Raw genomic sequence first — 15,403 nt, forward strand, 5'->3', positions numbered from 1 at the left:
CGAGTGTTGGGCTTGGGCTATCTCCTTATTCTTCTAAGCTTCCTAGTTTCCCATTTGTATGAATCGATTTTTAATAGCGTAATTGTAATAGGATCGGCGATTGATTTTCTAATACTTCTGTTTCGGCAAAGATAACTTCTCCTCCGTAACGCATGACTTCATAAATGATTTCATTGACGATATCTTCGACGTAGCCTTCGTCACTCGGTGAGATATCTACTAATTTGACTTGATGATCTCTAATCACCGCCTCTTGATAGTAAGCGTGATCTACAATCAATTTTTGCCCTTTTCCTTTAATTACTTGTCTGTAGATGTTGGCTACATCACGCTCTACACGCCCTTGGTTTTCCATTCCTACTATAGTGTGTAGTATCGTCTCTTTTTGATGACGAATGTATTCGTGAATCACCTGATTTGCTTGCTCTCCTATTGCCAACTCATTTTCGCCACTATCAACTGTAAAGTTCCCATAGATTTCTCCAACAATCCGTTCATCTTTATGTGAAATCTGTTTATATGTCGCAATATTTTCTGTTGTTCCAGCTAAAATGATTGGGTGTGGATGACGATTCAAATAAGGTTGTAACTCAGAATCAATCCATTTGAAGAACTCTTTTTTGTAATTCGTTTGAACACTTCCCATTGAATTCAATACGCGGTCTTTTGCCCAGTAGCCTTTATTCCTGATTGGGAAATGTGCGTCTTTCACTTCTTGTATCAGCGTATCATCTACATATTCTAGTAAACGTGAACAATCCATCCCAATCGTTAACACATAATAATGGTTCATTTTACTTTCACTTCGTAAGATTTCTTTTGTATGGAAATACGCATCAATAACAAATTGACTCTCCAACACAAACGGTACTTCGATTTGTTCATTGACGCTTGGCGAAATAAAATAGACAATGCTTCCTCTTTTATGCGTAGGTTGAAAGTCTTTTAACACTTGATCGATTTTACGAATCATTGTTTTCGCCGCTGTTCCTTCCCTTTCTTCCAACTCTAAAATAATCTGTTTTACTAGATTTTTTAACACTAGTTTATATTTTTCAGCACTTTTCTCGTCATTTGGCATCCCTAACATGATCGTTACCGCTGGATTTTCTCTGTGGGCACTTAATTCTAAATAATTCATTTTTAAACTCCTTCTTTCTACCTAAAAATAAACTGGCATAGTGATCAATCGATATGATCCGCATTTCTATGCCTACTTTAATGATATTGGTTAGAGCGATTCTAAGGTCAACCTAATTTTTTATACAAAATCAAAAATGCCGGAATTGTGTTTTTTCTTCTCCAAAAACTCTTGAAGCATGTTCCATTAAATTCAAAAATTAAATTTCCCCATAAAAAATCCCGCCCTAGAGAAGTCAGACGAATATCTAACTTCTACAGAGCGGAATTCTATTTGCGATTCTTTTAGTGTCCACTATTTTTTTCTAATTATTTTAGATAAAAAATAATGCTGTTCTTTGATGATCACTTAGCTTCGATCATATTATGGTTCAAGTATTTGCACACCGATCCCTAATAAACCTGGGCCAGTATGGACAACCAATGCCGGTGAGATTTGTCCAAAATAAATCTCTTGGACATTAGGGAATTCACGTTCAAAACGAGCCTTCATTTCAATTGCTTCTTCTTCCGCCGCACCATGTGCGACTGCCAAGTTGAAGACTTTTGCATCCCCGACAGCTTCTTTCACATAGGACATTGTCTTGTCTAAACTTTTCTTTCTGCCTCGTGCTTTACCTACTGTATAATAGATGCCCTCTTCATTACAAGAGATGATAGGATTCAATTTTAAGGCATTTCCTAAAATTGAGGCAACTAGACCGATACGTCCGCCTTTTTGCAGGTATTCAAGTGTTGCTACATTGAAAAAGACTTTCGTTCGTTCAGCTAATGCAACTAATTCATCGATCAGCGTGTCCCATTCCATGCCATCTTCGATCCATTTTGCGGCTTGGATTGCTGTAAAACCGGCGCCAATACCAATATTTTTAGTATCTAATACATGTGTTTGGATTCCTTCTTGTTCTTGTGCGACAAGACGAACCACATTATTCGTCCCGCTCAAACCACTTGAAATAGTGATTGCTAGAACTTTATCATATCCATCATTTTTGATTTGATAAAAAATCTTAGTGATTGATTCTCCATCAGGTAACGAGGTACCCGGAATTTCCTCAGGTAAACGCTTATAAATCTCTTCAGGAGTAATATCGACTTTATCTGTATATTCTCTATCTTTATAAATGATTTTCAAAGGGATCACATAAATATTGTACATATCGATGATTTCTTGTGGCACATCTGTTCCTGAGTCTACTAAAATCGCAATCTTATTCTTCATTTTCTTTCTCCTTTTTTGCCTCTTGTAAATATTCGCTTTCTAAACTGATCGTTTTTTCTGCTAGTAGCTTCATTGCAAAAGAAATCGTCGCTGAACGTACAGCAACATATTCTAATGGAAGTTCTTGATTCAATAATTGTTCATGTTGTTTTCCTTGGGCTAATTGACTGACCATTCGTATCGCATTTTCTTGTTCATCACAAAAAAGATTGTATGCTTCACGGATGCCCACTGTTTTTCCTTGAAACAAAATTCCTTCTTTGATTTCAGGAATCGTCAACACTTGTTTAAGCGTTGTGATAGCAATCAGAAATGCCACATGTTGTTTGTTGTATCGCTTTTTGATTGGCGCCGGTACTAAACCTAGTTTCACATAATTATTAACCATTGAAGAAGTTAACAAAGGATGTTTTTCTCCTTGGATAACTGGTGATAAATGACGATCTACTAGTGTCTTGACTTGATCCATGTATAGCTCCAAGTCTGGAAGTTCTTCCCAATGTGGTAAACGAAACGTTTCGATACTGACAGCCCAATCAATTAATTGCTGACGCATTTTTTCCATTATGAAAGCTCCTTTAATGTTCTCATTAATACTTTATCAAAGTTTTCAAAAACATTCAATCTAGTTACTCAAACTAGATAAATTAATAACAAAATCAAACATCGATAACAAGCGTTTAAACGATGCTTGTTCTAGATTCTTCTTGGAATAAAAAAAGACCCGCCATTTTCATGACGGGAAAAGGAGTAAAAAAATGAAAAAGTGTTATGGGTTGTTCTTTTGCAAGAACTTTGTTGGTTGGGATACATTTATCATAACGGTCATTTATGAATAAACTATGAATGAATTTCTAGGAAGTAGTAAAGTTTTCGTAGATTTTTTATTGTACGTGCCTTGCATTTTAAAATGCTTAGTGCTACTATAATAAAGTACTTTTTCATATGGGCCGTTAGCTCAGTTGGTAGAGCAGCTGACTCTTAATCAGCGGGTCGCGGGTTCGAGCCCCTCACGGCCCATTGGGTGCCAAACCCACGTCACCAGTACACTCTTGGCTACTTCGGTAGTTTGGAAAAGAGTGTGCGTGGTGGCATTTTTTATTTTTCGGGTATGAAATTCGGGTATGTATCTTAGTATTTTATTTTTTAATAACAAAAAAAGCACTCTACCGATTAAATCATAGAGTGCTTTTGGTATATGTACCCTGTAGGTCTCGAACCTACGACCAGACGGTTATGAGCCGTCTGCTCTAACCAACTGAGCTAAGGGGGTACAGGTTGTTACCGCGACAAGGTCAAAGAATAATCTTATTTTTTTATTCTATGCGACAACAATCCTATTATCGTATTAAAACGTTAGTGTATAGACAGTTATGAAATTGATTATTTTGTATACGATAACAAAAATATTTTATCGATTAATTTTTACCTTTGTCAATAAATTTTCTACTTATATAAAATATCAATATATCTATTATAAACAAATGTAATAATAACTCGTTTATATAAGTCTTTTCTCCTATATTAAAACTGATAAAAGTACTTTTGTACTACACACGCTGTTTCTTATTTTCACTAGATATTGATTTTAGATTGACTTTGAAATCATTCAGTTGGATATTCGTAGATTGAAGTTTAGGAATATTACACTCTCTTTGACTATATAGTTCACCAGCTTCCTTTATTGGAATTTATTTTTTAGCAAACAGCTTTGTCTCACTTCTTTCAAATGCAAATAATTTTGAAAAATTCTAGCTATAAGAATTTGGAAGAGTTAACGTATTTAATTGAAGAACCTATAAAAAATCAACCAAAAATGATAAATTGAGATCTTTAATCCCTACTAAGGAGTTCGAAGTTACGTCTCCATTGTGAGATTCTAGGAGATTTTATTGAACACTTAAATCTTTATATATAAAGGGATTGACTATTTTTATTTTAGTTAATTTTCGCTAAAAAATTATACATAGCATTCAAAAAATACAGTTTTAATATAAATAGTCCATTCATACTATCTCCATATTTACAATCATTTTTTCTCTCATAAGTCATGTAAAATAGACTAAAAAAGATCACTCAAAATGAGTAATCTTTACCTAGATTCTATATCATAACCTCTCGACCTAATTGAATCTTTGTTTTTTGCACGTTCTCATTTACTTTCTGTGCTTGTTTTTTTATAATTTCTAACTTTTCTTTAGTTAATTGAGTCCTTGGAGGAACTGGCGGTGCAACTTTTGCTTCTTCCACTGGAGAAACTACATTTTTATTTTGAGCCTGAGATTTGTTTATTATCATGTCTTTGTAAACTCGGTCCCCTTGAACTTTATTTTTCAAAAGACTCATTAAATAAGTATTAGGAGCCATTGTATCTAAATTTACTTGATCGCTTATAAGGAAAGTAAATTCTGTATTTAATTTTTTATTTAAGTGTGGATAATCCATTAATAATAAAATCTTGTTTCTAAGTTTCACATTTTCAAATTCAAGGAAATGTTGAAATTTTTTTGGAAAATCACCCTGTTGAATCTTGTTGCTATTTATATTTAATAAAGTCATATAATAATCACTTAAACGATAGTTATTTTTATAGTAATTCATGTATAAGTCTTTTCTAGTGCATTCATTTACGTTTTTAACTAATCCTAATCTTCTAACATTAGCATACCGTGTATATAATCCTTCTAAAGTATCATAAGCAGGCTGTTTTTTATCAAAATGAGGTTCACTATTTTTAAATTCACTATGAACATAAACTTTTGACATCCATTTATGTTTTTCAACCATCGCGTCTAAAATCTTTATTACTCTATTTCTCATAAAAAACTTTCCTTTCATACATTAGATTTAACTATATCCTAATTGATAGCTAACTCCCTATGTTTGAATTGTCAAAAAAAATTTTTAATTTAAAAAAAATGCCATCCTTACTAACAAAGAGATGGAGCACTTTATTTAACTTCTTGAGCTATTGATAAACATACACTTCTAGTTTTACAATTCTTGATTAATTCTAGTTAACGCTGTTTGCCTTAGTATCAAATTTTCTATAATTTTACAGTCAGTAATATTTTCTATTTTTCTAAATAGTATGGCATTTTTTTCTCATGATTAATGTAACATTAACATGACGTATTCAGAAATACATCATATTTTTCTTTACAGAAATAACTACTCTTTTGAGCAGTTATTCACACTAAACATATAAAAACTGGATGATGTTACTCGACTGTGGTTTACCATGCATGTGTTATTTGTTGTCAAGCAGATCGTGTAAAAGAAGAACGGAATACATATAGCACAATATAATCATAATCTACAAAAATTAGGTTTTTTATTCATTTTCATTATAGCTATTCTAAAAAAAACGAAGGTGGTGGAAGTACATCTATTTTTTGATAAAAAATAAGAAGAGCAACTCAATTTGTTCCTTTCATTCGGTAGTCAATTGGAGAATTATAGCCTAATTTGGCTATAATTCGGTGATAATTTCAAAAAATAGATGTAATTTTCGACAATTTCGATTACTCTATTAATTAGAATCTATTGGTTCTTTTGAAATGTAGAACGTTTCAGAATTTAGCGAGGAGTGAAACGATTCTATCGGAGCGTTATCTGAAGTGGTTCCTTTACGTGACATACTTTGGATAACGTTTTTTGTTTAACAAGTTCGTATAATACCTTCAAAGTATAGGTTGATCCTTGATCACTATGCAAAATAATTGTTTCTTTTAAATGGTTTAATGTATCTACTGCTAATTGGGTATCCGGTTGTTCAGACAATTGATAAGCAATAATTTCACTATTAAAAGTGTCCATAATGGTAGAAAGATATAACATGGATTTGCCAAAGGGCAAGTAAGTAATATCTGTGGTTAATTTTTCCATTGATTGATTTGTTGTCCAATTCTTTTGAATGAGGTTATCAAAGGTTTTGTGTATCTTTCCAGCATGTTTACGTTTTTTCACTTAGCAAGACAATTCCACCAGTATTTTTTCATAATTTATGCAACCTTATTGATACCTACAAGCATTTCTCGATTTAATAAAGCATGTATTTTGCAATAACCAAATAAGAAATGATTTTCCAAAACTAATTGATGAATACGTTTTTCAATTGAAGCGAGCGCAGAAAACTCTCATTTTCGATTGCGATAATAGGTAGTTCTTGAGATACCAAATAATTTGGTCAAGCGTACACTTGACAGTTCATTGGTACGCTGGTTAATAAAGTGAAAGATATTTTCTAACGTCACCACCTTTCCTGAAAGAAAAATTTATTTTATAGAGATAGTTCCTTGTTCTTCTCTTCTAGTTCTTGTAAGACTGTCTATTTTGCTTTTCTAGGATGACCAGAAGAAGAATCAAGCCTTTTTAAATTATTAGTAAGATACCATTTTTTCCAAATAAAAATGGTTCCAGTACTAGGGATATGAAACTCGATTCGAAGTGCAGTGGGGTGGTTCACCCGTTAGCAAACGTTTAACCATCTGAATCTTTAATTCTTTCGGATAATAATTATGTTTTGTCATGATAAAAACACCTCCAAATTTATTTTACTAAATTTGAGGTGCTCTTTTTTAAGAGTATCTTATTATATTGTCAGTTCTGGTTGAATAATAAGGTTTTATTTATAAATATTATTATACCTATTATTTTAAACCAGCAATCATTCTATTCATACAGGAAAACTATATGTTTTTTTTATTATCAAATTCCATTCTCTTTCAAATGAAGCATCATCATCAAAATATAAAATATCCTTAGTGAAATTTACAAAGAAACATATCCCTAAAATAACCAATACTATAATTTCTTTATTCTTTACTACCTCATAAATTAAAACTACAAATGCTAGATTCAAAAATAAAATCTCAAAAAAATAAACTCTAAATACTACTATCTTTTTTTAATATTATCTACTACTCATGCTACTCAAAAAGAAATTTTACATATAAAAACAGGCTATCTTTACAGACAGCCTGGAACGGATAGTTTGTCATCATGTAATTTAAGATTGTGTAATTTGATGACACAATTATTTTACTACGAATAAAAATTAATCTTTTTCCTTTTTTTAATAAGAGACAAAAAACAAGTATTTATTTGTAAAGTAATATACAAATAAATACTTGTAAGTTACTACTAATCTAATTTTATATTAAAAAATTATTTTTTCTTCTTCTACTTTTACGTGCGCTTTTCTACTTGTATTACTATTTTTGAAACTAGAGTTTACCTTGGCACAAACAATTTTTGGGAAATCGAGTTACTTCTTGTGAGTAACTACTTCCTTTTTTTTCTGAAGTTACTGAATTCTTATTACTGTTTCTACTTAAATTTTGAAGTTTTGATTTTCTTCTATATCCGTAAAGCTTCCACCTATCAGGATTACTTATCCAAGGAGCATCTACTTCCTTCCCTTGTAGAAAAAATATAACATTACTTGATAAATCAGATCAATTGCGATACATAAAACGTAACTCTGGTCCCAGAGTAGGAATCCAATCTGCTTCCTTTGTCAAAACTTCAGTCATAGCTACTTTATCTAAACTAACCTAAACCTTTACCTCAGAATTTTCTATAGCCATTTGAAGTCCTAGCTTAGAAGATTCTTTCATAAGGTGTCCAAGAACAAATGAATCCATAAAACGGGGGCCATTAGGATCGTAAAGTTCCAATGGTTGGCTCCTACATGAAATAGTTTTTTTGTAAAAACATATCCCATAACGGCTAATTTTTAGCTTTATCTGGGAAGACAAAAGATTTTTTTGTACTTTGTAACAGTGCATCAGCATAATCTTTTTCACTTCTTGTAGTAATGTTTTTTTAATATTCTTCTATAGACCAATAAAAAGCACTATAATAATCCTCAATACTTACAGGTCCACGATTACCTTTTTGTAACTGTTTTTTTTAAATGGTTGTTTCACTTTCACCATATAACGATATTTCCCTGATTCAATAAAGCTACTTTATTAATAATAAAAAAGTTTATACCCTTAATTTAGCTAATAAATTCAATTCTTTGTAATTTTATCCCTTATTTGAAAATGATATACTTATTTTTTCTTTTTTTTAATAAATTTATAGTTTCACCTGCTAAAAAAAAGCTACTCCTCATTATTTCTTATAAAGAATTTATGGATTTAGCTTTTTAAAAAAATTATATACTCTGTAGGAATCGAACCTACGATCGCTCGATTATGAGCCAAATACTCTGACCAACTGAACTAAAGATATCCAATGTTGTCGCGAGAACGCCAAAGGACTACCGTAATTTTATTATTAAATGCGACAACAATTCTGCTATTACATAAAATTAAATTGATATTAGATTATGAGATAAAATCATACAATAACATATTTATTATATCGAATTATTTTTGTAATTGTCAAAATTTTCGAGAGTAATTAATGTGTTTGAGAGTTACATATTGTTGCCGTTGTGCTTTCTTCTCACTGTTAATGATGTTATATTCACTTTGAAATCGCTAGGCTTGACATTCGTAGATTGAAGTTTAGGAATATTGAAATCTCTCTGACTATATACTTCACTTGCTTCTGTTGTTTGAATTTTTTGAAGAAAGCAGCTTTGTCTAGCTTCCTTTAAATGCAAATAGTTTTAAAATATTTCTGATATAAGTTTTTTATATACGATTGGATTAAACTTTAATACTTCCAATTGTTTATCAATAATCTTAATTAGATCTTTGTACATTGCTTTCGTAGAGTATAGTTTCGTATTTTTTGACATATGTTGAATTTTCTCTTGTAAATATTTCTTTGATCTAGTCTTCGAAATATCAGATTTAGATTCATTAATTAATACGAATTTAATAGTCTCATCCAGCTCTTTTACAAAATAATTATCTAAATATTGTTGATAGTTTCCCTCTCTCGTTCTCAATTTTTCTGAAGTTTATAACTCACTTAGCTCAGAAAATAATATCTCCTGTATCTTATATTCCATTAATAAATTTACTTTTCTATCTATATTATCTAGATCTGTTAACAAACCTAATTCTAAAATATTAGATAGTTTTTCAATATTCGATGGTCTATTTTTTATTTTGTATTTATACTCTACATTTCCTTTCTTGAAATTAGATTGAATTTTTCCGTCAAGTATATAGGGAGATACTTGTATTCTATCTTTTATTTTAGTGTTAGCCTTATCGATGATACAAACTACAAATTCATCTTCAATTTTTTTAATAATTGCACCCACTTCATATGCATACCAATCATTTTTTTCCTCTTCAAATAATATAACTGTTAAAGGTACAATAAAAAAACTATCTTGATTATTAGCAACTAGTCTATCGATATAGTTACTTAAAAGTTGTGGTTCAATTGAACTGTATGTACTATTTTCCAGTGAAGAGTCTATCAAATCAATATTTCTATGACTAAAAATTTCCAAGTTACATTTCACATATTCTTGATATAACGATAATAGTTCGATATTTTGTTTATAAGGAGTGAATTTAAGAAAAGTAAAATGAGAATAATCTAAATTCAATAATTGTAATAGTATATTTCCATATTCTTTAGATTTAATCAGCCTATATCTTTTAGACTTTGCTAATCTTAATAATTAATCTATCTTTACTTAGTCATGCATCATTTATCCTCCACATCAAAATATTTTTTTCAACAGTATATTTCTATAAAAAATATACTATTTCATACGATGTTTTCTTTCAAAGATAAATAAAGAAAAATATGGTTATCATAAATTTGCTAATTAATCATCAAAAATTTGTGTATTTTTAAAATAATCTGATATAAAAAGAATTCTTATAATATATATAGCTACTTAATAAGGAGCTTTTCTCGACTATACTGTCAAAAAGATATCCTTAATACGTACATCATTGACTATCCCTTCATCATTTGCTTGGTTACAACGCCGCAAAATAACATCAATTTTCTTGCCTTTTTTCACACAACTTAAATCTACAATGGCATCCATGTCTAAAAGGTACCGCTACCTTTGTATTAGCTATTATTACTCTTAAATCATCAATTAATATTTTGATGTTATTAGTATTTTTTACATCTGTATCCTTGGAAAAGTTTGCTTCTATCTTTTGAACGCGTACAAAAATTATTGAGAGAAATGAATTTGGTTTTATTGCAGGCAAGAAATACAAACTTGGAAAGAATATAAAAAAGAAAAATAAAGCGACGAAAAAAACTGTTAAATCAAAATTTTACTACTACGACAATCAAAAATAGGTAATCGGTATCATATATATTCATACACTAAAACAAGGTGTAAAAAGAATATTGAAGTTCATGTAATACTAAAAGTAACATTTGAGGAAACTATAGAAAATAACTTAGCATTCATTACAGAAGTAAGACAAGGGGAAATTGCAGCTTTACAAGAAAAAGATATTGACTTTGATAAACATAAAATAAGATTTCATCATCCGATATAACAATTAAAGATTATTTTTCAAAGTATAAACTCGTGTAGGATATACAGAAATACGCAAAAATTCACTTATCTTTAATTTAATAATCATTAAATAACAAACTATTAATAAGCAGCCAGCAGGTTCGAGTCACTTATGGCCTATTGAGTTTCAAACCACGTCACCAGTACACTTTTGGCTACTTCGGTAGTTTGAAAAAGAATGTGCATGATGGTATTTTTTATTTTTTTGTATAAAAATTTATTCGTCAATATCATCTTCTGTATGGTCGTTAACTGTTTTATTGTTCTGTTGTTTTATTCTCGCCTTCGAATCTACTTCTATTGTGAAAGGTGTTGTTTTCACAATATTTCCAAAGCATTATTATTTTATAAGTTATTCTTTATTGATTGTCTGAAATACTCCATTTTCATCATTTGAGCGTATAATAAGATGGACATAGATTTAGTTTTTTAAAATCTTCCTCATAGCAAATCTATATGCTATTTTAGATGCTATGATATGTGCTTGGACCTAAAATTCAGCTAAACCCTTCACATGTTCAAAATATTTTTTTATCATATTACAGTTATTTTGACAAAATATCCCATTATATCTTTCAGTTTTTCTACTCTTTAGATTGTCGATATACATCTCCTTTACGATTTTTTTATTCTTTTCGAAAGTACCTGTTAAATGACTTGCTCAGTTAGTACAATCCTTGCTAATTTCTCCTACTCAATCGATAAGCTTGAGAACTAGTTCATTTGGCAACAATAATTCGTAAACACATTCATTTTGATGCTGATTTCGTAGGGCTATGTCTCTTAAAATCCAGAAATTTTTAAAAGCTTCTGAGCCAAAAATTCTTTAACACTTTCGTATTGCTTTACCTTATAGAGCACAAAATCAATTTTTATTCATCTAAAGTAAAAATAGAACGAGTGAATCTTTTTTTAACCAACTAAAATTGCTTGTACTAAGAAGCGTTTATCATCAATCACATCAGGTTTCGCACAAGTAGATAAACTGACTATTTTTGATTCTGCCGTTAATTGTTCTTCATTTAATTGACTATTTAAAAATGCTAAATAATTAGAATAATCATCTAGGTTAACAAAACGATTTTGATAATTTTTATCTGTATTCTTAACATAATTTGCAAAAAATATTTTATATTTCTTTACTTCACCAGAAATAGTGTAGATATAAAAATAAGGATATTTCTTCCTAAAATCTGAGTTTTGATAGGTAGGTAATTCAGAAAACATACCTATTCCAAAACCTAGATTATGACCATATATGATTGTATTTTCATCACTAAAACGCTCATTATTATCTTTATCCATAAAGATTGAACCATATTTATCATAGGTTCCTTGAAACGTTTTTGTTAAATACTCTTTATTGTCCTTACTTTTAACTATAGGATAGTTAATATTTTTTGGTTCATCGAAAATTAGCCAACCTACGATGTCTGAATTGATTATTTTTAGCGCATCAAAATCAATCTTTTTATTATTTGGCTGGCCTTTTACGTAACTTTCACTAAGTTTCTTGTAATACTTTTCTCCTTCAATATAAGGTAGTGTCTCTATAATAATTCGGCCTCCTACAACGATCAGTCCAATAAAAGTAAATAGCATAAGAATAGAACTAATTCTAAAATGCTTTTTGGCTTCCTTTTTTATCTGATTCCGCATTAATATCTCCTACTTCATATCTATCATTTTTTCAAAATCAAATTGCTGACTTTCCCCGTTACTGGTTAGGTTTTTATTATAATAAATTTTAATACGATCAGCAGTTGAAGACGTATTGATTCTTTCTTTTTTTAACGCTGTAAAAAGATAACCACTCACTTTTTCTCGACCTTTCAAACTATTTTCAAACCGTTTTTTTTTTATATCTAAAGAGACTAATTTTGCTTTTGAAATTTGTTTGTCTAGTTGAACTTGTATCACTAAATTTTTAAGATTGATATCAGAAACTCCTTTATTTTCTAAGATAACTTCATAAACTAAATATTGATAATTGTCAATTTCTTTATAATAATCAAAATAACCAACCGGATTGGGGGGCTTTAATTCGTTAGTAATTTTTTGTGTTCCAAATGTTAGTTGCAGATTTTCTAAATTCGTTACTTGCTTTTGCTTTTCAAAAATCGTCTCCTTCCCAGAAAAGCTATTTTTAGTACAACCAGTTAGAGTTAGTACTAAACTACATAATAGGATACCAAATAATACACTTTTATTTTTCATCTTCTATCCTTACACCATTCCTCAAGACACGATTAGTGGAATTTCGATATCACCACTATTTAGTGATTGTTCAAAGTTATCTAATTTCCTTGTTTCAATTTTTAACTTTAATTGATAGTTTCCTGGATTAAGTGTCCGACTAATTGAAAATTCAGTAATTGCTTTTCCAGGTTCAATATACTCGCTTTCATACAATATTTCGTCTGTTTCTGACAAAATTAATTTGTATTTAAAATAACATGGATTTCCTTCTGGATTAGCTAGAGCAATATGCATTTTTTTAGTATCTGAGGCTAACTTAATTTCATTGAAAGCTGGTAACATAATACTAGAGGGATCTTCATTTTTTTTATTACCTGGCATTTGATAAGCTACCGCCGTCTCGTCTAGATTTGGTCCTCTATCCTTACAAAAATATAAAATTCCACTACCGACTAGCAAACTAAAAAAAGAAATAAAAAATACTAGTTTTAACCAGTTTTTTTTGACGATTCTGACATAGACTTCCTCTTGTTTTTTTTCACAAGGAATATAACCGACAACATTATCAAAAATACTCAATTTTTCTCTATAAGGAAAAACCTTCAATTGTGTCTGTTGATCATAATGAAGTACCTGCTCTATCGGTCGTTTTCTCGTTTTTCTAAATACATCACCTACAATTTTTTGATGCGTAACTCCCATACTTTTAAACTTTTTTTTACTTATATACTGCCATTTGACACCTTGAACATTCATTAGTTCATTTAACTCATTGTTTTTTATTGCTTTAATCTTTGTCTACTCCCTTCACAAATTATTCGCTTGTTTTTTGTACATTTAAAGTAATCATTACTTCACCAGTATTAAAAGTAATTTTAGGATTTTTCAAATCTCTCGTTAAAATTCTTACAGTTCCTTGATGTTCACCAACTGATAATTCCCGAGTCAAATGAAATTGTGTTATCATTTTTCCTGGAGGAATTAGATCTGATTTATAAAGTATTTCCTTTGTACTATCTAAAATCACTTGGTATTGAAAATAACATTGGTTTCCTTTTGGGTTTGGTAACATTTGTTGAACATTTGTTGATTTTTCTTGTAAATTAATGGTTGTTATTCCTGGTAACATAATCTTATCTGGTTGCTCGTTGATCAATCCATTCAAATCGTATACAACGGCTGATTGATCAACTTTAGGTATTGCTTCTTTATTTATGTACCAACTTATCCCCAAAAAAATAAATAAAGCTACTAATAAATAGAATACAGGATAAAAAAATATTTTTATATACGATCTATCTACAATCTTTATAAAATAACTACTATTGACTCCATCGTTTTCATTATCCTCTTTCACTGGAATATAACCAACTGTTTTTTCATACCACTTATTTTTTAAGTGATACTCAAAAAGTTGTATCCTTGTTCGTTCATCTTTAACCAACCAGTAATTATAGTTGCTTTTTTTGCTATCTTTCCTTAATTCACCACATATACAGAAGGAATGATCCCCTAACATTTTAAATTCTTTTTTTGTATAGTAGGGCCAATGAGTCCCATCGTTCGTTCGAAAATAAGACATCAATTTTTTATCTAAGAGATGATAATGCATGGTTGAGTTCCTTTCTCTTTTATTCTCCTTTTGTAAGCTTTGTCCATTTCAATGCTTTTAAATTGATAAGTAGTGTCCACCACATTGCTTTATTTTAAGCAAAGCAATATGGTGAGCACCTGTTCATTACTAATCCTATAAAAACAACATGTTATTGCGTTTCATTTGAGTGATTGGTAACTTTTAATTTATAAGTTAGCGTGTCTTCAAATAAATCATCAGCTAAGGCCGCTACTTTCGGAGCCGTTGTCATTTGGGCTTCCCCAGTGATTTTTTGACGCTGATTATTTAGTGTACCAATATTTTTAGCTCCAGTACTATCAGGTGTATTTTGGTTGTAATAGGTAAATGTTTCGGGTTCTCCTGCTACTTTATATCCTAGTTTATATTCTCCTTTTTGGCTGTACTTCTGATTATTCAAAGTATAGCCATTACTAGATTGAACTTGTACATCTACCTTAAAGTTATTCGGTAACCCGCTCACATCACTACTTGGACCATCTGGATAAATTGCCATTAATTGAACTGAAGTATCGACTTTTGAAGTTGTATCGGAAAATATGATTCCTGTGGGAATCAAAACACTAGCATTCGGATCCACTGTCACGCCTCCAGCAAAATACCCTACGTTAAGAGAAGCTTCTTTCTCTTCTGCCTTAGCAGTACTCGAATCTCCAGCAAGAACACTCGTCAGTAATACGCCTAACAAGCCTAATGAAAATAGACCAATTCGTTTTTTCATCATTTTTTCCTTTCTTTC

General features: G+C 30.4%; 11 protein-coding genes, 2 tRNA genes and 1 pseudogene. 1 reads left to right on the plus strand and 13 read right to left on the minus strand.

Going from position 1 to position 15,403, the window contains the following annotated elements; all coding sequences use genetic code 11:
- Positions 1-70: 70 nt before the first annotated feature.
- From IGJ95_RS12275 to IGJ95_RS12285, 3 genes are all read right to left on the minus strand, one after another.
- Positions 71-1,141, minus strand: coding sequence for a baeRF3 domain-containing protein (locus IGJ95_RS12275; protein ID WP_010736694.1), 1,071 nt, complete (start codon positions 1,139-1,141; stop codon positions 71-73).
- 363 nt (positions 1,142-1,504) lie between these two features.
- The gene (locus IGJ95_RS12280) at positions 1,505-2,362 is read right to left on the minus strand and encodes a DegV family protein (protein WP_062806179.1); all 858 of its coding nucleotides are present in this window, start codon (positions 2,360-2,362) and stop codon (positions 1,505-1,507) included.
- Positions 2,352-2,927: a DUF1836 domain-containing protein gene (locus IGJ95_RS12285; RefSeq protein ID WP_010736696.1), complete on the minus strand. Its 576-nt coding sequence runs from the start codon at positions 2,925-2,927 to the stop codon at positions 2,352-2,354. The genes IGJ95_RS12280 and IGJ95_RS12285 overlap by 11 nt, the downstream gene beginning before the upstream one ends.
- Positions 2,928-3,309: 382 nt before the next feature.
- Between IGJ95_RS12285 and IGJ95_RS12290 the strand changes: the two genes are divergently transcribed.
- Positions 3,310-3,382, plus strand: a tRNA-Lys gene (locus IGJ95_RS12290).
- 179 nt (positions 3,383-3,561) lie between these two features.
- Here IGJ95_RS12290 and IGJ95_RS12295 read toward each other — a convergent pair.
- From IGJ95_RS12295 to IGJ95_RS12340, 10 genes and pseudogenes are all read right to left on the minus strand, one after another.
- A tRNA-Ile gene (locus tag IGJ95_RS12295) sits at positions 3,562-3,637 on the minus strand.
- An 828-nt stretch (positions 3,638-4,465) separates the two neighbouring features.
- On the minus strand, positions 4,466-5,182 hold the full coding sequence (locus tag IGJ95_RS12300; protein WP_062806177.1) for a hypothetical protein: 717 nt from the start codon (positions 5,180-5,182) through the stop codon (positions 4,466-4,468).
- A gap of 780 nt (positions 5,183-5,962) precedes the next feature.
- Complete coding sequence (locus IGJ95_RS12305; protein ID WP_062806176.1) at positions 5,963-6,331, minus strand: IS3 family transposase; 369 nt, start codon at positions 6,329-6,331, stop codon at positions 5,963-5,965.
- A 2,953-nt stretch (positions 6,332-9,284) separates the two neighbouring features.
- Entirely contained in the window at positions 9,285-9,788 is a 504-nt protein-coding gene (locus IGJ95_RS12310; protein WP_077151982.1) for a hypothetical protein, read from the minus strand.
- Between the two features lie 417 nt (positions 9,789-10,205).
- Positions 10,206-10,319 (minus strand): annotated as a pseudogene (locus IGJ95_RS12315) (GH25 family lysozyme); the annotation flags it as partial.
- 1,425 nt (positions 10,320-11,744) lie between these two features.
- Positions 11,745-12,491 carry a class B sortase gene (locus tag IGJ95_RS12320; RefSeq protein ID WP_062806172.1) on the minus strand — a complete coding sequence of 249 codons (747 nt, stop codon included), beginning with the start codon at positions 12,489-12,491 and terminating at the stop codon, positions 11,745-11,747.
- Positions 12,492-12,500: 9 nt separating this feature from the next.
- Positions 12,501-13,049: a hypothetical protein gene (locus IGJ95_RS12325; RefSeq protein WP_062806171.1), complete on the minus strand. Its 549-nt coding sequence runs from the start codon at positions 13,047-13,049 to the stop codon at positions 12,501-12,503.
- 21 nt (positions 13,050-13,070) lie between these two features.
- The gene (locus IGJ95_RS12330) at positions 13,071-13,787 is read right to left on the minus strand and encodes a hypothetical protein (protein WP_438762009.1); all 717 of its coding nucleotides are present in this window, start codon (positions 13,785-13,787) and stop codon (positions 13,071-13,073) included.
- 58 nt (positions 13,788-13,845) lie between these two features.
- Positions 13,846-14,643 (minus strand): hypothetical protein, encoded by a 798-nt coding sequence (locus tag IGJ95_RS12335; RefSeq protein ID WP_438762011.1) that lies wholly within the window; start codon positions 14,641-14,643, stop codon positions 13,846-13,848.
- Between the two features lie 151 nt (positions 14,644-14,794).
- Positions 14,795-15,385 (minus strand): hypothetical protein, encoded by a 591-nt coding sequence (locus tag IGJ95_RS12340; RefSeq protein ID WP_438762013.1) that lies wholly within the window; start codon positions 15,383-15,385, stop codon positions 14,795-14,797.
- Between the last annotated feature and the right edge of the window lie 18 nt (positions 15,386-15,403).

The organism is Enterococcus sp. AZ156, from assembly GCF_051714165.1.
Classification (GTDB): Bacteria; Bacillota; Bacilli; order Lactobacillales; family Enterococcaceae; genus Enterococcus_B; species Enterococcus_B pernyi.

Coding starts and splice junctions, on each gene's coding strand:
- IGJ95_RS12285 (WP_010736696.1), bottom strand. CDS start 2,927: ATGGAAAAAATGCGTCAGCAATTAATTGATTGGGCTGTCAGTATCGAA.
- IGJ95_RS12300 (WP_062806177.1), bottom strand. CDS start 5,182: ATGAGAAATAGAGTAATAAAGATTTTAGACGCGATGGTTGAAAAACAT.
- IGJ95_RS12325 (WP_062806171.1), bottom strand. CDS start 13,049: ATGAAAAATAAAAGTGTATTATTTGGTATCCTATTATGTAGTTTAGTA.
- IGJ95_RS12280 (WP_062806179.1), bottom strand. CDS start 2,362: ATGAAGAATAAGATTGCGATTTTAGTAGACTCAGGAACAGATGTGCCA.
- IGJ95_RS12330 (WP_438762009.1), bottom strand. CDS start 13,787: ATGAATGTTCAAGGTGTCAAATGGCAGTATATAAGTAAAAAAAAGTTT.
- IGJ95_RS12340 (WP_438762013.1), bottom strand. CDS start 15,385: ATGAAAAAACGAATTGGTCTATTTTCATTAGGCTTGTTAGGCGTATTA.
- IGJ95_RS12320 (WP_062806172.1), bottom strand. CDS start 12,491: ATGCGGAATCAGATAAAAAAGGAAGCCAAAAAGCATTTTAGAATTAGT.
- IGJ95_RS12275 (WP_010736694.1), bottom strand. CDS start 1,141: ATGAATTATTTAGAATTAAGTGCCCACAGAGAAAATCCAGCGGTAACG.
- IGJ95_RS12335 (WP_438762011.1), bottom strand. CDS start 14,643: ATGCATTATCATCTCTTAGATAAAAAATTGATGTCTTATTTTCGAACG.